16 protein-coding genes are annotated in these 18,864 nt (G+C 51.4%); 12 read left to right on the plus strand and 4 right to left on the minus strand.

Features of this window, described 5'->3' with window-relative positions; genetic code table 11:
- Positions 1 to 24 precede the first annotated feature (24 nt).
- The 8 genes from gatB to PJU73_RS03000 all read left to right on the plus strand — a co-directional run bounded on the left by gatB (position 25) and on the right by PJU73_RS03000 (position 11,234).
- Positions 25 to 1,470, plus strand: coding sequence for an Asp-tRNA(Asn)/Glu-tRNA(Gln) amidotransferase subunit GatB (gatB, locus tag PJU73_RS02970; protein ID WP_307727555.1), 1,446 nt, complete (start codon positions 25 to 27; stop codon positions 1,468 to 1,470).
- 176 nt (positions 1,471 to 1,646) lie between these two features.
- The gene (locus tag PJU73_RS09580) at positions 1,647 to 1,829 is read left to right on the plus strand and encodes a transposase (RefSeq protein WP_371871497.1); all 183 of its coding nucleotides are present in this window, start codon (positions 1,647 to 1,649) and stop codon (positions 1,827 to 1,829) included.
- 133 nt (positions 1,830 to 1,962) lie between these two features.
- Entirely contained in the window at positions 1,963 to 4,293 is a 2,331-nt protein-coding gene (locus PJU73_RS02975) for a TonB-dependent hemoglobin/transferrin/lactoferrin family receptor (RefSeq protein WP_237091070.1), read from the plus strand.
- Between the two features lie 49 nt (positions 4,294 to 4,342).
- The gene (locus PJU73_RS02980) at positions 4,343 to 4,966 is read left to right on the plus strand and encodes a biliverdin-producing heme oxygenase (protein ID WP_237091071.1); all 624 of its coding nucleotides are present in this window, start codon (positions 4,343 to 4,345) and stop codon (positions 4,964 to 4,966) included.
- A gap of 261 nt (positions 4,967 to 5,227) precedes the next feature.
- The gene (gene metF / locus PJU73_RS02985) at positions 5,228 to 6,118 is read left to right on the plus strand and encodes a methylenetetrahydrofolate reductase (RefSeq protein ID WP_237091072.1); all 891 of its coding nucleotides are present in this window, start codon (positions 5,228 to 5,230) and stop codon (positions 6,116 to 6,118) included.
- Between the two features lie 53 nt (positions 6,119 to 6,171).
- The gene (metE, locus tag PJU73_RS02990) at positions 6,172 to 8,448 is read left to right on the plus strand and encodes a 5-methyltetrahydropteroyltriglutamate--homocysteine S-methyltransferase (RefSeq protein ID WP_237091073.1); all 2,277 of its coding nucleotides are present in this window, start codon (positions 6,172 to 6,174) and stop codon (positions 8,446 to 8,448) included.
- 287 nt (positions 8,449 to 8,735) lie between these two features.
- Positions 8,736 to 9,887, plus strand: a complete 1,152-nt coding sequence (locus PJU73_RS02995; RefSeq protein ID WP_237091074.1) for an ATP phosphoribosyltransferase regulatory subunit — start codon at positions 8,736 to 8,738, stop codon at positions 9,885 to 9,887.
- 48 nt (positions 9,888 to 9,935) lie between these two features.
- Complete coding sequence (locus tag PJU73_RS03000) at positions 9,936 to 11,234, plus strand: adenylosuccinate synthase (RefSeq protein ID WP_237091075.1); 1,299 nt, start codon at positions 9,936 to 9,938, stop codon at positions 11,232 to 11,234.
- Positions 11,235 to 11,402: 168 nt separating this feature from the next.
- Here the strand turns inward: PJU73_RS03000 and PJU73_RS03005 are convergent, their stop codons facing one another.
- Both PJU73_RS03005 and PJU73_RS03010 read right to left on the minus strand, forming a co-directional pair.
- Positions 11,403 to 12,068: a response regulator gene (locus PJU73_RS03005; RefSeq protein ID WP_237091076.1), complete on the minus strand. Its 666-nt coding sequence runs from the start codon at positions 12,066 to 12,068 to the stop codon at positions 11,403 to 11,405.
- Complete coding sequence (locus PJU73_RS03010) at positions 12,065 to 13,960, minus strand: histidine kinase (protein ID WP_237091077.1); 1,896 nt, start codon at positions 13,958 to 13,960, stop codon at positions 12,065 to 12,067. Before PJU73_RS03010 ends, PJU73_RS03005 begins: the two co-directional genes overlap by 4 nt.
- 207 nt (positions 13,961 to 14,167) lie before the next feature.
- On the opposite strand from PJU73_RS03010, the gene PJU73_RS03015 reads away from it, so the two are divergent.
- The 4 genes from PJU73_RS03015 to PJU73_RS03030 are packed head-to-tail and all read left to right on the plus strand — an operon-like array spanning position 14,168 to position 16,653.
- The gene (locus tag PJU73_RS03015) at positions 14,168 to 14,416 is read left to right on the plus strand and encodes a MoaD/ThiS family protein (protein ID WP_237091078.1); all 249 of its coding nucleotides are present in this window, start codon (positions 14,168 to 14,170) and stop codon (positions 14,414 to 14,416) included.
- A 1-nt stretch (position 14,417) separates the two neighbouring features.
- The gene (locus PJU73_RS03020) at positions 14,418 to 14,882 is read left to right on the plus strand and encodes a molybdenum cofactor biosynthesis protein MoaE (RefSeq protein ID WP_237091079.1); all 465 of its coding nucleotides are present in this window, start codon (positions 14,418 to 14,420) and stop codon (positions 14,880 to 14,882) included.
- The gene (mobA, locus tag PJU73_RS03025; RefSeq protein WP_237091080.1) at positions 14,879 to 15,460 is read left to right on the plus strand and encodes a molybdenum cofactor guanylyltransferase MobA; all 582 of its coding nucleotides are present in this window, start codon (positions 14,879 to 14,881) and stop codon (positions 15,458 to 15,460) included. The genes PJU73_RS03020 and mobA overlap by 4 nt, the downstream gene beginning before the upstream one ends.
- Entirely contained in the window at positions 15,457 to 16,653 is a 1,197-nt protein-coding gene (locus tag PJU73_RS03030) for a molybdopterin molybdotransferase MoeA (protein WP_237091081.1), read from the plus strand. Before mobA ends, PJU73_RS03030 begins: the two co-directional genes overlap by 4 nt.
- Positions 16,654 to 16,787: 134 nt before the next feature.
- Here PJU73_RS03030 and serS read toward each other — a convergent pair whose 3' ends face one another.
- Positions 16,788 to 18,083 carry a serine--tRNA ligase gene (gene serS, locus PJU73_RS03035; RefSeq protein ID WP_237091082.1) on the minus strand — a complete coding sequence of 432 codons (1,296 nt, stop codon included), beginning with the start codon at positions 18,081 to 18,083 and terminating at the stop codon, positions 16,788 to 16,790.
- 135 nt (positions 18,084 to 18,218) lie between these two features.
- Positions 18,219 to 18,857 (minus strand): alpha/beta hydrolase, encoded by a 639-nt coding sequence (locus PJU73_RS03040; protein WP_237091083.1) that lies wholly within the window; start codon positions 18,855 to 18,857, stop codon positions 18,219 to 18,221.
- Positions 18,858 to 18,864: the final 7 nt, after the last annotated feature.

Here is an 18,864-nt window from a genome sequence, read left to right on the forward strand (position 1 = left end):
TATTCATTTTATTAATAGTTTATTTTGAAAGATTCACGAATGACTTGGGAAACCGTAATCGGACTGGAAATCCATGTCCAACTGAACACCAAATCCAAAATTTTCAGCGGCGCTTCGACTGCTTTCGGTGCTGAACCGAATGCCCATGCGAGCGTGGTTGAATGTGCCTTGCCGGGCGTGTTGCCGGTGATGAACCGGGAAGTGGTAGACAAAGCCATCAAACTGGGTTTGGCGCTGAATGCGAAAATCAATCAGAAAAACGTGTTCGACCGCAAAAACTATTTCTATCCCGATTTGCCCAAAGGCTATCAAATCAGCCAGTTGGATTTGCCGATTGTGGAACACGGCAAACTGGAAATCGTGGTTGGCGACGAAGTAAAAACCATCAATGTTACCCGTGCGCATATGGAAGAAGATGCGGGTAAATCAGTGCATGAAGGTTTGAACGGTGCAACCGGCATTGACTTGAACCGTGCCGGTACGCCGCTGTTGGAAGTGGTTTCCGAACCGGAAATGCGTTCCGCCGCTGAGGCGGTCGCCTATGCCAAAGCCCTGCACAGCTTGGTAACGTGGCTGGATATTTGCGACGGCAATATGGCGGAAGGTTCGTTCCGTGTCGATGCCAACGTGTCCGTGCGCCCGAAAGGCCAAGCCGAGTTCGGCACCCGCCGGGAAATCAAAAACCTCAATTCGTTCCGCTTCTTAGAGCAAGCCATCAATTATGAAGTAGAAAGCCAAATCGAAATCATCGAAGACGGCGGAAAAGTGCAGCAGGCCACCATGCTGTTTGACCCGGAAAAAGGCGAAACCCGTGTGATGCGTTTGAAAGAAGATGCACACGACTACCGCTACTTCCCCGACCCTGATTTGCTTCCCGTGATTATTTCCGATGAACAATTGGAAAAAGCCAAAGCCGCCATGCCGGAATTGCCGTCTGAAATGGCCGCCCGCTTCGTTGCCGATTTCGGCGTATCCGAATACGATGCCCGCCTGCTGACTGCAAGCCGCAGCCAAGCCGCCTATTTTGAAGCGGCCGCCGCCGATAAAAAACAAGGCAAACTGGTTGCCAACTGGATCAACGGCGAACTGGCCGCTGCTCTCAACAAAGAAGGCATCGAACTGGCACAAAGCCCGATTACCGCCCCCCGTTTGGCATCGCTGGTCGCCAAAATTGCCGACGGCACATTAAGCAGCAAACTGGCGAAAAAAGCCTTCGAAGCCATGTGGGCTGAACCCGAAGCCACGATTGAGCAAATCATCGAGAAACACGGTTTGCAGCAAATCACCGACACCGGCGCCATCGAAGCGATGGTCGATGAAGTATTGGCAAACAATGCCAAAGCAGTCGAGCAATTCAAATCCGGCAACGAAAAAGCCCTGAATGCGATTGTCGGCCAAGTGATGAAAGCCTCACGCGGCAAAGCCAATCCGGCACAGGTTCAGGATTTGATTAAAGCCAAACTGGGTTAAACGTCGATATTAAAAACCAAGCCGTCTGAAAATCGAGTTTTCAGACGGCTTTAATATTTTGATATGTTTCTTAAATATAGGCATATATAGTCAATCCACTTAATAAACCGTACGATTTATTAAAGAGCAGCTGCTGATACCGCAGCTTCCGGATAACAGTGTGGTGGTCATGGATAATGCGGCGTTTCATTAAGGGTAAGGCCGAAGCGTTGTTGAAGGATAAGGGACACACTGTCTTGTGGCTTCCTCCTTACAGTCCCGACTTAAATCCGATTGAGAAGAAAAGGGCTTGGTTAAAGGCTAGACGGAGGAAGTTTGGGGTGATGTCTGTGGATGAGTTGTTTAGGGGTGTTATTTAAATTTGGTGGATTGACTATAAATACGGAAGTAACGATTGCATTAATAAAGTAAATGATTTATATTCTCATTTTTCTATTAAAAATAAAAAGCAGCATAGGCTGCTGCATGATTGCTGTTTGGAAAATGAAAGCTATGAAACCGTTACGCCTTTTGCCGCTTGCCGCCTTAGTCAGCGGAATATTCAGCCAGTCCATTGCTTTTGCAGAAGAAAATGCCGTTGTGCCAGATGGTGCTGCGACGCATGAATTGACACAGGTAAACGTTACCGCCCGCCGCAAAATGCCGACAGCAGCGGAACGGGTCAATGCCCAAACCATTCAGGAACAAATGATTCGGGATGTGCGGGATTTGGTACGCTATTCGCCCGATGTCGGTATTGTCGATAACGGCAGGCACATAAAAGGTTTTGCCATGAGGGGCGTAGAGGGCAACCGTGTCGGTATCAGCGTGGACGGTGTCAGCTTGCCGGATTCTGAAGAAAATACACTTTATGCCCGCTATGGCAATTTCAATCCGTCCCGTATGTCGATTGATCCGGAATTGGTCGGCAGCATCGAGCTTGCCAAAGGTTCGGATTCTTTCCAGTCGGGCAGCGGCGCATTGGGCGGCAATGTCAATTACCGTACTTTGGAAGCGGGCGATATTGTACAGCCGGATCGGAAAACAGGTATGCTGCTGCGCAGCGGCTATGCCGGTAAAAACCGTGAATGGACCAATACAGCGGCTTTCGGCGTGCAAAACGATACGGTTGATGCTGTGGTCTTGTATTCGCAACGCTACGGCCATGAGATGAAGAGCAATGGCAGCGGGCCGGAATATTTCCACAATCAAAGCCAACACCCCGATCCGGCGCAGCACCGCCAGCACAGTTATTTGGCAAAAATGAATTGGCAGCTTGCCGATGCCCACCGAATAGGGGGGGGCTTTACCGGACAAACCGGCAGTAATTTCACAGACGAGCGTTCTTATACGTCTTACGGTTCGCAATGGCGTGAAGCGGACGACAAACACAAGCGTTTTAATTTCAATACATTTTACGAATACACGCCGGAATCGTCTTGGCTGGCGTTGCTGCGTGCTGATTACGACCGACAGCATACCGATTTGAGGGCGGTTAATTATTCGGGCGCACGCCACTGGCGAACCAATGAAAAAGAGTTGGACGAAATTAAAGACCGCAGCATGAAAACCCGTTTTCAAAGACTGACGCTGCGTTTGGACAGTCGGCCGTTTACAGCGGCAGGGCAGCACACGCTGAGTGCCAAAGCCTTTTTGTCGCAACGGCGTTTTGAAACCTTAAATGAAGACCAAATCAATGTTTCTGCTAATGCCGAAAACGGCAAAGCACCGGACTTTCTTCGGGAAACCATTCAGTATCCGGTGGAAAGTGTCCGCTACGGCTTTTCTCTGAAAGACAATATCATTTGGAATCCTGTATTTTCCGGCGTGTTCGGTGTCCGCTACGATCGGGAAACACTCAAGCCGCATGATTTGAATGCACCATGCAGCAAGGCTTGTCAGGCAGAAGGTAAGCCCGGACAAGCACGTTTTTCAGATTGGAACGGCGTTGTCGGCGTATTTGCCCAGCTTAATCCGACTTGGAAAACCGGTTACCAACTGGCAACTGGCTACCGTGTGCCGACTGCTTCGGAAATGTATTTCACCTTCAAGAATCCTTACGGCACTTGGAAGTCAAACCGTGATTTGAAAACCGAGCGCAGCTTGAACCACACGCTGTCTTTACAGGCAAAAAACGATGCCGGTTTACTGGATTTGAGCGTTTACCACAGCCGCTATCGTGATTTCCTGTTTGAGCAGACCAGCCTGATTGAAGCCAATGAACACGGCAGAAGCTGGCAAACGCCGGTTTCGCAAACCGTCAATATCGATAAAGCCCGTATTTCCGGTTTGGAAGCCAAAGGCCGTCTGAATTTGGGCGAAGGCTGGAAATTGTCGGGTGCGCTGGGATACAGCCGCGGCAAACTTTCAGACGAACGCAGCCTGCTGTCGATTCAGCCATTAAAAGCAGTGATTGGTTTGGATTATGAACAGGCCGACGGCAAATGGGGCATTTTTTCCCGCCTGACTTATTTGGGCGGAAAAAAGCCGAAAGATGCCAAAGTGGACGAAATCAAGAGCCGCTGTCTGAAAACCGAATATGATTATTGGACAGATGAGGAAATCTGTACCCAATCCGAACAATATAAAGATGTCGTACCGTATAAATATTTAAATAAACGGGCGTATATCTTCGATGTGTACGGCTTTTACCGTCCGGTAAAAAATCTGACACTGCGTGCCGGTATTTACAATTTCTTCAACCGAAAATACCACACTTGGGACGCTTTGAGAGGCATTAATGCCAACAGCACCACCAATACGGTTGATCGTGCAGGAAAAGGTTTGGAGCGGTTTTATGCACCGGGCCGCAATTATGCCGTATCGCTAGAGTGGAAGTTTTAATGATTGAAGCTGTAATGCCGTCTGAAAATCCTATATGAAAGGAAATGATATGAGCGATAAAATGCTGACTTTTGCGCAACGCCTGAAAGAAGAAAACCGTACGACCCATGACAGCGTGGACAATCTGGTGATGTCGGTGAATCCGTTTGCCACGCCGGAAAATTACGTTAAGTTTTTGAAATTGCAATCAGTATTCCATAAAATCGTTGATCCGGTTTACCGTGATGAAGCCTTAAACCGAGCCATTCCCGATTTGGCACAGATGGCCCGTTATGAGGCGGTGGTGCAGGATTTGGCGGATTTGAACGATACGCCGTATGTGTTTGACGGAGAATTGCCGCAGCCGCAGGGAAACCGTGCCATCGGCTGGCTGTATTGTGCCGAAGGCTCGAATTTGGGTGCTGCTTTTTTGTTTAAAGACGTGCAGAAGCTGGCGTTTGACGAACACCACGGAGCCAGCCACCTTGCGCCGCATCCTGACGGAAGGGGCAAGCATTGGCGTGCATTTGTCGAGCGTTTGAACCTGCTTAGTTTGAGTGAAGAGGCACAAGTTGAAGCAGTTGAGGGGGCAAAAGATGCTTTTGCATTTTATAAAGTCGTATTGCGCCGTATTTTCGGTTTGCCGGAAGGGGCGGAAGCCGAGGCGAAACCGCTTGTTGATTACGGGATTTGAGCCGAGTTATTGAATTGTTTTGATGATAGGCCGTCTGAAAATCGGGTTTTTTAGCAGCCCCCGATTTTCAGACGGCCTTGTTTTGTTTATCTGTTTAATCATTTCGATTTTCTTGTTGAATTTTATGGTTTTTTCAAATTTACTTCTAATCATTAAAATAATTCATGTTAGTTTATAAAAAAATGAATTTGAATCATGATTAAAAAGGGGCTATGATGCAATCACACTGAAGACAACAGAAAAACAAGAAAGGTTTCCATCATGAGTTATGCAAAAGAAATTAATGCGTTAAACAACAGTTTGGCCGATTTGAAAGATGATATTAATGTGTCTTTTGAGTTTTTCCCGCCAAAAAACGAGCAGATGGAAACCATGTTGTGGGATTCGATTGACCGTTTGAAAACCCTGCATCCGAAATTTGTATCGGTAACCTACGGCGCAAATTCCGGCGAGCGCGACCGTACGCACAGTATTGTGAAAAACATCAAGCAGCACACTGGTTTGGAAGCGGCACCGCATTTGACCGGTATTGATGCAACGCCTGACGAATTGCGCCAGATTGCCCGTGATTATTGGGATAGCGGTATCCGCCGCATTGTGGCACTGCGGGGCGACAAGCCGGCCGGTTATAATAAAGAACCGTTTTACGCTTCCGATTTGGTGGCTTTGCTGCGTTCGGTTGCCGACTTTGATATTTCGGTGGCGGCGTATCCGGAAATCCACCCCGAAGCCAAGTCTGCGCAGGCGGATTTGATTAATTTGAAACGCAAAATCGATGCCGGTGCCAATCATGTGATTACCCAGTTTTTCTTTGATGTCGAAAGCTATCTGCGTTTCCGGGATCGTTGTGTGATGGTCGGTATCGATGCCGAAATCGTGCCGGGTATTCTGCCCGTTACAAATTTCAAACAATTGGGTAAAATGGCACAGGTAACCAATGTTAAAATTCCGAACTGGCTGGCAAGAATGTATGACGGTTTGGATGACGACCAAGGCACCCGCAATCTGGTGGCGGCGAGCATTGCCATTGATATGGTGAAGGTATTGTCTCGTGAGGGCGTGAAAGATTTCCATTTTTACACGCTCAACCGCAGCGAGCTGACTTATGCCATCTGCCATACTTTGGGCGTGCGTCCGATTAGTGCAGCATAAAGTTTTAAGTTTTTGATTTTAAATTTAATCATCTATCCGACAGGAGAGTTAATATGGCCACATTACATTTTTCAGGTTTCCCGCGTGTGGGTGCCTTCCGTGAATTGAAATTTGCTCAGGAAAAATATTGGCGCAAAGAAGTCAGCGAACAGGAGTTGCTGGACGTTGCCAAAGATTTGCGTGAAAAAAACTGGAAACACCAAGCAGCGGCTGATGCCGATTTTGTGGCGGTTGCCGATTTCACTTTCTACGACCACATTTTGGACTTGCAAGTGGCTACCGGTGCGATTCCGGCACGTTTCGGCTTCGACAGCCAAAACCTGACTTTGGAACAATATTTCCAACTGGCACGAGGCAATAAAGACCAGTTTGCCATCGAAATGACCAAATGGTTCGACACTAACTATCACTACTTGGTACCTGAGTTCCACGCCGATACCGAATTTAAAGCCAATGCTGCGCATTATGTGCAGCAACTGAAAGAAGCCCAAGCCTTGGGCTTGAAAGCCAAACCGACCATCGTCGGCCCGCTGACTTTCCTGTGGGTAGGTAAAGAAAAAGGTGCAGCCGCATTCAACCGTTTGGATTTGCTGCCGAAACTGCTGCCGGTTTATGTAGAGCTGCTGACCGAATTGGCGCAAGCCGGTGCCGAATGGATTCAAATCGACGAGCCTGCTTTAGCGGTTGATTTGCCTAAAGAATGGGTTGCCGCTTACCAAGAAGTGTATGCTGCATTGAGCAAAGTAAACGCCAAAATCCTGTTGAGCACTTACTTCGGTTCGGTTGCCGAACACGCCGCTTTGCTGAAATCCCTGCCGGTTGACGGTCTGCATATCGACCTTGTCCGTGCGCCCGAGCAGTTGGCTGCATTTGCCGATTACGACAAAGTATTGTCTGCCGGTGTGATTGACGGCCGCAACATCTGGCGTGCCAACCTGAACCAAGTATTGGACACCGTAGAACCGCTGAAAGCCAAATTGGGCGACCGTTTGTGGATTTCCAGCTCATGCTCGCTGCTGCACACGCCTTACGACTTGTCGGTTGAAGAAAAACTGAAAGCCAACAAACCCGATTTATACTCATGGTTGGCATTCACCCTGCAGAAAACCCAAGAGCTGCGTGTATTGAAAACCGCATTGAACCAAGGCCGTGAAGCCGTTGCCGAAGAACTTGCCGCCAGCCAAGCTGCCGCCGATTCCCGTGCCAACAGCAGCGAAATCCACCGTGCGGACGTTGCCAAACGTCTGGCCGACCTGCCTGCCGATGCCGACAAACGCAAATCGCCGTTTGCCGACCGTATCAAAGCGCAACAAGCATGGTTGAACCTGCCGCTGCTGCCGACAACCAATATCGGTTCGTTCCCGCAAACCACCGAAATCCGCCAAGCCCGTGCTGCCTTCAAAAAAGGTGAACTGTCCGCCGCCGATTACGAAGCTGCGATGAAAAAAGAAATCGCTTTGGTGGTTGAAGAGCAGGAAAAACTGGATTTGGACGTATTGGTACACGGCGAAGCCGAGCGTAACGATATGGTGGAATACTTCGGCGAATTGCTGAGCGGCTTTGCCTTTACCCAATACGGCTGGGTACAAAGCTACGGTTCCCGTTGCGTGAAACCGCCTGTAATTTTCGGCGACGTAAGCCGTCCGAATGCCATGACCGTTGCTTGGTCAACCTATGCCCAAACCCTGACCAAACGTCCGATGAAAGGTATGCTGACCGGCCCGGTAACCATTCTGCAATGGTCTTTTGTGCGCAACGACATTCCACGTTCGACCGTCTGCAAACAAATCGCATTGGCTCTGAACGATGAAGTATTGGATTTGGAAAAAGCCGGCATTAAAATTATCCAAATCGACGAACCGGCCATCCGTGAAGGTCTGCCGCTGAAACGTGCCGATTGGGACGCATATCTGGATTGGGCGGGCGAATCTTTCCGCCTGTCATCAACCGGTTGTGAAGACAGCACCCAAATCCACACCCATATGTGCTATTCCGAGTTCAACGACATTCTGCCTGCGATTGCCGCTATGGATGCCGACGTAATCACCATCGAAACTTCACGTTCCGATATGGAATTGCTGACAGCCTTTGGCGAGTTCAAATACCCGAACGACATCGGCCCGGGTGTGTACGATATTCACAGCCCACGTGTACCGACCGAAGCAGAAGTAGAACACCTGCTGCGCAAAGCCATCGAAGTCGTACCGGTAGAACGCCTGTGGGTAAACCCGGACTGCGGTCTGAAAACCCGTGGTTGGAAAGAAACCATCGAACAGCTGCAAGTGATGATGAACGTTACCCAAAAACTGCGTGCCGAATTGGCAAAATAACAGTTTGAAGTAAGATTAAGCCGTCTGAAAAGCGATTTTCAGACGGCTTTGTTTTGTCTTGATGTTATTACTGAATTTCCTATAACAGCCGCTTTGTGCCTGAAGCTATTCAGCTTCGGCGCTTTTTATGGTAAAGTTTGGTTTTAATAACTCGGCGGATTAAACCGTCATCAGGAGCTGCTTTAATTTAAAATCAGTTTGCGCAGTGCGGGCTTGGTGAAACAGGCCGTCTGAAAAATGATTTTAAATTCGGGCAGCTTCGTCATGTTTATAAAGGGACGATACTCATGCAGTCTTGGCAATTACCCGAACATATTGCCGATATTTTGCCGACGACGGCACGGCAGCTGGAAAGTGCGAGAGAGAAACTGTTGGCGCTTTTCCGTGTTCATGGTTATGAATTGGTGCAGCCGCCGCTGATGGAATACAGCAATTCGCTGCTGACTTATATCGATGCCGGTTTGTCGCTGAAAACCATCCGGGTGGTCGATCAGCTAAGCGGCCGTCAGTTGGGCATTCGTGCCGACATAACGCCGCAGGTGGCAAGGATTGATGCGCATTTGCTGTCGGCAAACAACGGCATCAACCGTTTGTGTTATGCCGGTTCGGTGCTGCATGCCCGCCCCGACGGTTTGCTGAGTACCCGTGAGCCGTTGCAGATCGGTGCAGAATTATACGGCCATGCGGATGTGGCAGCGGATATCGAGCTGATTGATTTAATGCTCAAAAGCATGGCGGTTGCCGACATCGGCGAAGTATTGCTGTCGCTGGGGCATATCGGCGTGTTCCGTGCATTGGCGGAAGCGGCGAAACTGAACGAACAGCAGTCTCTGCAATTATTGTCGCTGATGCAGGATAAAGATGCCGATGCCGTTGCCGAGCAGGTTCGGGTGTGGCAGCTTGACGGCATGTGGGCAAAAGCGCTGACGCTGTTGCCGAGTTTATACGGCTCTCGCGAAGTTTTGGCGGAAGCCCGTGCCAAATTGCCGGAACTGAGCGCCGTCAGCAAAGCCTTGGACGAATTGGAAGCCGTGTGCAATGCATTTGCCGAACAGGCGGTTCACATCGATTTGTCCGAACTGCGGGTGGACAATTACCATACCGGCCTGCTTTACGCAGCGTACGGCAAAGACTGTCATGATGCCGTTGCCCGAGGCGGCCGCTATGATGGTTTGGGCGCACATTTCGGCAGAAGCCGCCCCGCAACCGGATTCAGCTTCGATTTGCGTACCTTTATCGGCAGATTGCCCGCTATTGAGCGTTTGCCGGTGGTGATGGTGGCGCAGCAGGATGCCGAAGCGGCAGCCGAAGCGGTTGAAAAACTGCGTGCGGCAGGGCAGAGCGTGATAATTGATTACGGTGTGGAACACAACGGATCGAAAGAAGTAGCAGGCCGTCTGAAAAATGCGGACGGCGTTTGGCAGGTTGTTCAAGATTAAATCATTTGAAGATAATCCTTTCATTTAACAGATAAAAAGGTTGGATTTATGGCTAAAAACGTGGTAGTAATCGGCGCTCAGTGGGGCGACGAAGGCAAAGGTAAAATTGTTGACTGGCTGGCGGAAGAAACCGCCGGTGTGGTGCGTTTCCAAGGCGGCCACAATGCCGGTCATACATTGGTGGTCGGCGGCAAAAAAACCATTTTGCGCCTGATTCCGAGCGGCATTCTGCACGAATCGCTGGACTGCTTTATCGGTTCGGGCGTGGTGGTTTCTCCGGAAGCGCTGCTGGGCGAAATCGATGAATTGAACGCCGCCGGTGTGAAAAACGTCGCAGGCCGTCTGAAAATTGCGCCGACCTGTCCGCTGATTTTACCTTACCATATCGCCCTCGACCAAGCCCGTGAAGCCTCGCGGGGCAAGGGCAAAATCGGTACGACCGGCCGAGGCATCGGTCCGGCTTATGAAGATAAGGTTGCCCGTCGAGCCATTCGAGCTGTGGATTTGCTCAACCCAGAGGCCTTGAAGGAAAAACTCGAAGCCGTGTTGGCGTATTACAATGTCCAACTGCAACATCTGCACCAAGCCGAACCGGTGAAACTGGAAGACGTAATGGCGGTGATTGAAAAAGTTGCCCCACGAATGACACCGATGATTGCCGATGTATCCCGTATCCTCAACGAAAAACACCAAAGCGGCGAAAAACTGCTGTTTGAAGGCGCTCAAGGTACGCTGTTGGATATCGACTACGGCACTTATCCGTTTGTTACCTCGTCCAACTGCTTGGCCGGTGCCGCTTCCGCCGGTGCCGGTGTCGGCCCGCAAATGCTGCATTATGTATTGGGCATTGTTAAAGCCTACACCACCCGTGTCGGCTCGGGCCCGTTCCCAACCGAACTGTTTGACGAAGTCGGCGCAGGTTTGGCAGAACGGGGGCATGAATTCGGTTCAGTAACCGGCCGCGCCCGCCGCTGCGGCTGGTTTGATGCCGCAGCCTTGAAACGCTCGATTCAGGTGAACGGCATTTCCGGCATGTGCATCACCAAGCTGGACGTAATGGACGGCATCGAAGAAATCAAAGTCTGCGTGGGCTACGAATTGCCGGACGGCAGCAAAACCGACATTTTACCGTGCGGTTCGGACAGCGTTGCCCAGTGCAAACCGATTTACGAAACCTTGCCGGGCTGGAGCGAATCGACTTTCGGCGTGAAAGAATACGACGCTTTGCCGGAAAACGCCAAAGCCTATCTGAAACGCATCGAAGAAATCTGCGGCGCGCCGGTTGCCATCGTCTCTACCGGTCCTGACCGTGAAGAAACGATTGTTCTGCATCATCCGTTTGCATAATGTAGATGATTAGATGAAAAAATCCTGAAAACCAAACAGTTTTCAGGATTTTTTATGCGAATGATGAATGATGGCAGCAAAATTTTCCGCTAAAGGTCGTCTGAAAACGGCAAATTTCGCTAAAACCGATTTTCAGACGGCCTGTTTTCCCGTTTTACCGATAATTGATTATCCGGCAACCACGCCTTCGGGCTGGGCGACTTTGTGTTGAACTGCATACACGGCGGCTTGAACCCGGCTGCTGAGATTGAGCTTGCGCAAGATGTTTTGAACGTGGACTTTGATGGTGGATTCCGCCAAATCGAGATGGCGGGCGATGACTTTGTTGCTGTGGCCGGCGGCAAGGTAGCCGAGGATTTCCAATTCTCTCGGCGTGAGCGCTGCGAGTGCCTGTTCGCTGCGGGAAGCGGCGGGGGCTATCAGCGATTGAACCAGTCGGGAAGTCATTTCCGGCGAAAACACATTGTCGCCGTCCACGGCTTTGCGGATGCTGTCGAGCAGGAAATCAGCGTTGATATTTTTGAGCAAAAATCCCTTGGCACCGATTTTGATACATTCGGTCAAATCGTCGCTGTCTTCGGATACGGTAAGCATAACAACCGTTTGGGCGGGGTTGGCGCTGAGGATTTGTGCCAGCGTTTCACGGCCGTTCATCACCGGCATATCCAAGTCCAGCAAAACAATATCGGGGCGTTGCTGCTCAACCAGCTTCACGCCGGAAAAGCCGTCAGCAGCTTCGCCGATGACTTCAAATCCTTCCTGACGGGAAAGCAGGGCTTTGATGCCGCTGCGAAACAGGGTGTGGTCGTCGATTAAGATAATTTTTATACTCATGATGCGGTTCTCTTTTGTTGCGGCAATATCAAGGTAACGGTTGTACCGTGTCCGAGTTGTGATTGTACACTTAATCCGGCGTTAATGCGGCGGGCGCGTTCCTGCATAATGCCCAAGCCGACATGCTCGCCGGAAATACTGCTCAGGCCGCCGGTGTCGAAGCCGATGCCGTCGTCGCTGATTTGCAGGGTAAAATCCCGCTTGTTGATCAGGCGGACATCAACTTGGCGGGCGTGGGCGTGTTTGCGGATATTCGACAGGCTTTCCTGCAAGATGAAAATCACCTGCAACTGCTCTTCATTGTCCAGCCGCAACCCTTCGTCCAGCCATACGGTATTGACTTCGATTTGTGTTTGCTGTTCAAAGCGGGTCAGCAGGGTGCTGACGGCTTCGGGGAAATCTTTATTGCTGATTTTGGTACGGAAATTCAGCAGCAGCTCGCGTACATCGTCGTAACACTCCTGAACGCCGTCTTTGATGAAGCGGATGTTTTCTTCGACCTGATCTTTTTTGTCGGCATCAAATGCACTTTCCAGCATTTGAACTTGCAGATTGAGGAATGTCAAGGTTTGGGCAATACTGTCGTGCAGGCCTTGGGCAATCAGGTTGCGTTCCTGCAAAACCGCCAACTGGCGGCGCTCTTGGGCAAAACGGCCGTTGGCAATCGATACGCCGAGCTGGCTGCACAGAGTCAGTAGCAGTTCGTGGTCGTTGTCGGCCAAGGTAATGCCGTCTGAAAAATAGAGGGTCAGCAGGCCGAGGTTTTCTGCTTTATAGCGGATCGGAAACACGGCAATATGGGCAAACGGGCAGTCTTGGTCGGGCAGACTGTCGCCGTGCTGGGCGAAAAATGCGGCGGCATTGCCGAGGTAGGCGCTGCGTTCGGCGGAACGGGTGTGCAGAAAACGCTGGAAATCAAAACGCTGCTCGGCCTGCTGCAAGGCTTCGGGCAAGCCGATGACCGCAATCGGGTCAGTGCGCCTACCATTCGTATCAATCAGGCGGATACAGCCGGCGGCGGCAGAAAAAGCGGGCAGGGTGCGGGTTAGAAATTCTTCGGCGGCGGTTTTGGCTTTGTGGATTTGGTGCAAATCCCGGGTGGTTTGGTAGAGCAGCGCCAAATCACGGTTTTGCCGTTCCAAATCCTGCGTTTGGCGGGCAACTTGGCCTTCCAAATCGGTGTAGAGCGTTTTCAGGCTGGCGCTCATCTGGTTGAAGCCTTTGCTCACTTGGGCAAATTCCCGGATGTGTTCGGTATCGATTTCCACACCGAAACCGCCCCGGCTGATGGTACGCACGCCTTCGCGCAGCGTTTCCAGCGGGTGGATAATCCACGCATAGTGCAGCATAATCATAAAACCGGCGGCAACAAAAATCATTAAAATCAATGCCATTTGAAAACGCCGCAGCCATTGGGTGTTTTTATTGTTGGCATTTTCCAAGGCTTGGACAAACAGTTCCAAATTGCCGGTAAAGCGGTAGAGGTCGATTTGGTCGGGGCGGCGGTATTCGCTGATTACCGGGCGGATGCTGCGTTCCCAATCCTGCGTGAGCATGGACTGAATCAGTTCGTACACCATCGGAATATCCGAAGGAATCAGCGGATGCACCATATCGCTGTTGCTGATTTTTTGGAAAGTTTTGTCAAACAGGTGGATTTGATGGTTGATCTGCTGCGGCGGGCTTCCCTGTTCGCTCATGTAGGCGAGGTGGTAAATCTGGGTTTTCAGACGGCCTGCATCATTGATGGCAGTGCCGGTGTTTTCCAGCCGCCAAGAAAGCTGCAGGGTGAGGATAACGGAAAAAAGCGCCGAGCTGACCCAGAAAAAGGTCAGCCATTTAAGCCTTGCCGAGAGGCTGAGGCCGTCTGAAAATCGGGAAAACAGTTTCATCGTTATCGCCATCGGAGTGAAAGGGGGAAACAGGGCGGATATTGCCGAACAAAATTGCAGCCAAATGTACGGATTTTGTGTAAAATCCGCAGATAATAAATTCAATTCATTCAATTAAGATGAATATTTTGCAAGCCATTTGTTTGGGGCAGGCTGCAAACAGGCGTATTATACACATTTCATTCGTAAACCGATAAAGGCAGACTGATGATTACCGTTTTATATTTCGGTGTATTGAAACAAAAACTCGGTGTCGAGTGCGAACAGATTGCGTGGTCCGGCGGCAGCGGCAGCGATTTGCTTTCGCTGCTGGGCAAACGGGGCGAAACATGGCAGGAAGCCTTGTCGGAAGAACAATTATTCCGGTTGGTTATCAATAAAAAAATCAGCCGCCGGGCAGACGATATTCCCGAGGGCGCAGAAGTCGGCCTGTTGCCGCCGGTAACGGGGGGCTGAAATGCACACGGAAATCCGGATTCAGCATGAAGATTTCGATATGGCGCAGGAATACCGCCGACTGCTGGCGCATACGGAAAATACCGGTGCGGTGGTGTCGTTTTGCGGGCTGGTACGCGACCGGGACAGCGATGTGCGGCTGGAATCCCTGTTCCTCGAACATTATCCCGAAGTAACCGAAAACGAAATCGCCCGCATTGTATCGCAGGCCGCCGAACGCTGGCCGATTAGCGCCTGCACGGTGATTCACCGTGTCGGCACGCTTTCGGCCGACGAACAGATTGTGTTGGTGCTGGCGGCATCCGCCCACCGCAAAGCCGCTTTTGCCGCCGCCGAATATATAATGGATTATTTGAAAACCGAAGCGCCGTTTTGGAAAAAAGAGCGGTTTTCAGACGGCCTCGAACGTTGGGTTGAGGCCAAAGCCGCAGACCAAACGGCGGCGGAACAATGGAAACAGCCATGAAAATCTACGCATTGATTCTGGCGGGCGGCATGGGTTCCCGTATGGATAATGCCGATAAAGGTTTGGTACATTGGCACAACCGGCCGCTGATCGACCACGTTATCGAGCGCATCCGCCCGCAGGTTGACCGCATTGCCGTGAGCGCCAACCGCAATATCGAAGAATACGCCGCCCGCACGCCGCACGTTTTCCCCGATGCCCGCCAATGGCAGCATTGCGGGCCGCTGGCGGCGTTGTGTACGGCGGCCAACGATTTGCTGCTGGCGCAGGCCGACTGGCTGCTGATTGTCCCTTGCGATATGCCGCTGTTGCCCGAAAATCTGGTCAGCCGCTGTCTGGCAATGGCAAAACGCACCCCCTTGAGCAACGCCTTTTATGTTGAAACGCCGGTGCGCCAGCAATACGGCGTGATGTTTATCCGGCCGCAGATTCTGCAAAGCGCCGTTCCGTATCTATACAGCGGTATGCGCACAATACGGGGCTGGCTGCAGCAGCAGCGTGCCAGAGTCGTCCCGTTTGACGATGAGGCAGCGTTTGCCAACTACAACACCCCCGAAGATTTGAAAGAAATGCCATGATTGATTTTGATATTGCCCTGCAGCAATTATTGGAAGGCAGCGTATGCCGTCTGAAAACCGTCCGTTTGCCCTTGGCGCAGGCAGCAGGGCGGATTTTGGCAGAAGATTTGAACGCCCGTTATCCCAGCCCGATGTTTGACAACAGCGCTATGGACGGTTACGCCGTGTGCGATCCCGATGGCGTATTGAACGAATTTCACATCATCGACCGCATACAGGCAGGCGATCCCGCCGCCGTTTGCCTTGCCGCAGGCGAAGCCGCCCGCATTTTTACCGGCGCACCCTTGCCAAAAAATACCACCGCCGTGGTTATGCAGGAACAAACTCAAGTATCGGGCGACAAAGTTCAGGTAAACGCCGAAATTAAGGCCGGACAAAATATGCGGTTGCAGGCAGAAGAAATCCAAATCGGGCAGCAGCTGCTGGAAAAAGGCAACCGCTTGGACAGCGCCGCCTTAGGTTTGGCCGCCTCACAAGGCTATGCCGAATTAACAGTTTATCAACCGCTGAAAGTATGGCTGGTGTCCACCGGCAACGAATTGGCCGAACCCGGAACCCCGCTTTCAGACGGCATGATTTACGACAGCAACCGCTACCAACTGCTCGCATGGCTGCTTGATTTGGGCTTTGAAGTAACAGATGGCGGCATCCTTGCCGATAACTTGGCGCAAACGGGCGAAGCCGTAGAAAAAGCGGCGCAAACATACGATGTCATCATCAGCAGCGGCGGCGCATCCGTCGGCGAAGCCGATTATATGAAACAGGCTGTCGAACAAAGCGGCCGCCTGATTACCCAAACCCTTGCCATCAAACCCGGCAAACCGTTTGCTTGGGGCGAAATCGGCAACAGCACCGTTTTTATCCTTCCGGGCAACCCCGTCGCCGCATTCGTAACCGCCCACATGCTGCTTTTACCCGCCCTCAAACGTTTGTCCGGCAGTAAAAACACACAAGGCCTACCCACCGTCCCAGTCTGCGCCGCATTCGATACCCGAAAAGCCATCAAACGCCGGGAATTTCTACGGGTCAAACTCGAACATAGCGAAGGACAAACCACCGCTCACCTGCTACCCAACCAAGGCAGCGCCATGCTTACCACCTGCCACACCGCCGATGCCCTGTGCGAAGTCCCCGTAGGACAGACAGTAACAGCAGGCATGAAACTGACAGCGTATTTATTGCCGAAAGGGTGAGTAGCGTAAAGCCGTCTGAAAATCGGGTTTTCACTAGTAAGAAATCCTAGCATTGTCTGTACTTTTCATACAAAAAAGAAAAAAGTGCAAACAACGTTAGGATTTCTTACATTTTAAGGCCGTCTGAAAACGGCTTATTCGGCTGCCAAGCGGGTGATGCCGCCCATATAGGGTTGCAGGGCGGCGGGGATGTTGATGCTGCCATCGGCATTTTGGTGGTTTTCCAATACGGCAACCAAAGTGCGGCCAACGGCCAAGCCGGAGCCGTTGAGGGTGTGAACCAAACGGTTTTTGCCGTTTTCGTCTTTGAAACGGGCTTTCATGCGGCGGGCTTGGAAATCTTCGCAGTTGGAGCAGCTGGAAATTTCACGGTAGGTATTTTGCGCCGGTACCCATACTTCCAAATCGTAGGTTTTGGTTGCGCCAAAGCCCATATCGCCGGTACACAGGGTAATCACACGGTAAGGCAGTTCCAAGGCTTTCAGGATATTTTCGGCATGGCCGACCATTTCTTCCAAGGCTTGGTATGATTGTTCTGGGTGGACGATTTGCACCATTTCCACTTTGTCAAACTGGTGTTGGCGGATTAAGCCCCGCACATCTTTGCCGTAGGCTCCGGCTTCGGAACGGAAACACGGTGAGTGGGCGGTCAGCTTCAGTGGCAGGCCGCTTTCGGCGAGGATGGTATCGGCAACTGTGTTGGTCAGGGTAACTTCGGCAGTCGGAATCAGATATTGCGATTTTTTGCTTTCATCGCCGCCGCGGGTAACATGGAACAGGTCTTCGGCAAATTTCGGCAGCTGGCCGGTTCCCTGCAATGTGCTGTCGTCCACGATATAGGGCGTGTAATGCTCGGTGTAGCCGTGTTTCAGCGTATGCGTATCCAGCATAAACTGCGCCAGCGCACGGTGCAGGCGGGCGATTTGGCCTTTCATCACGGTAAAGCGTGCGCCCGAAAGTTTGGCACCGCCTTCAAAATCCAAGCCCAGCGGCTCACCCAAATCGACATGGTCTTTGATTTCAAAATCAAAGCTGCGTGGTGTGCCGACTTTGCGTACTTCCACGTTTTCGGTTTCGTCCGCACCGGCCGGCACGCTTTCATGCGGCAGGTTCGGAATGGTCAAGAGCCAAGCGTCTAATTCAGCCTGCACGGCTTCCAAATCCGCCGCCGTCTGTTCCAAACCGGCTTTGATTTCGGCAACCTGTGCCATCGCCGCCTGCGCTTCATCATGCTTGCCTTGGCCTTTCAATGCGCCGATTTGCTTGGAAATGCTGTTGCGTGCCGCCTGCATTTCTTCGGTTTGCACCTGCAAAGCCTTGCGTTTTTCTTCTAACGCATGGAAACGCTCGGTATCGAATGCGTAGCCTCGCTGCGCCAGACGTTCGGCAACTGCGGCTGTGTTGCTGCGGAGTAATTGGATATCCAACATAGTTTATTCTTTCACAAAAAATGATTCAAAATGGGCATATTGTAAACCATCTGCGGGACAGTGTTAATTTTGTTATGTGTTATGCCGCAGATATGGATTTTAATTATATGTCAAACAGTAATTTATCTGAAAAAGTCAGCCGGCCAAAACCGGTGGGGCGAAACGCAGGATGGCATCGCGCAATACAATCAGTTTGCCGTGGAAAAAATGGCTGGAACCGGCAATGGCAATCACCGGAATATTCTGCGGTTCGGCCCACGACAAGACTTTTTCGATGGCGACCACTTCGTCTTCAGCACCGTGGATAATCAGCGTTTTATCGGCATCGGGTGCAGCTTTGGGTTCGGGGCGGTCGGTGTAGTGGTTGAGTGCGGCACCCAACAGCAGCAGCATATCCGGTCGGCGTTCTTGGGCGGTATAGTTGGCAACATAGCCGCCGAAGGAAAAACCGGCTAAAACAAATTTCGCTGCTTCGGGATGGCGGTTTCGGGCAAAATCAATCACGCTGATGCAGTCTTGGGTTTCGCCGCAGCCGTAGTCGTGTTCGCCACCGCTGTTGCCCACGCCCCGCAGATTGGGCAGATAGCAGTGAAAACCGAGTTGGCACAGGGCTTTGGCGGCGGTTTGAATCACTTTGTTGGTGTTGGTGCCGCCCTGAAGCGGGTTAGGGTGGTTGATTACTGCTACGCCGACAGCTTCGCCTTTGGGCGGCAGGTAAATGGTTTCCAGCAAACCGGCAGGGCCGGTGATATTGAGTATTTCGGGTTTCTGCATGATGTTT

It is taken from the genome of Neisseria lisongii (assembly GCF_028463985.1).
Classification (GTDB): Bacteria; Pseudomonadota; Gammaproteobacteria; order Burkholderiales; family Neisseriaceae; genus Neisseria; species Neisseria lisongii.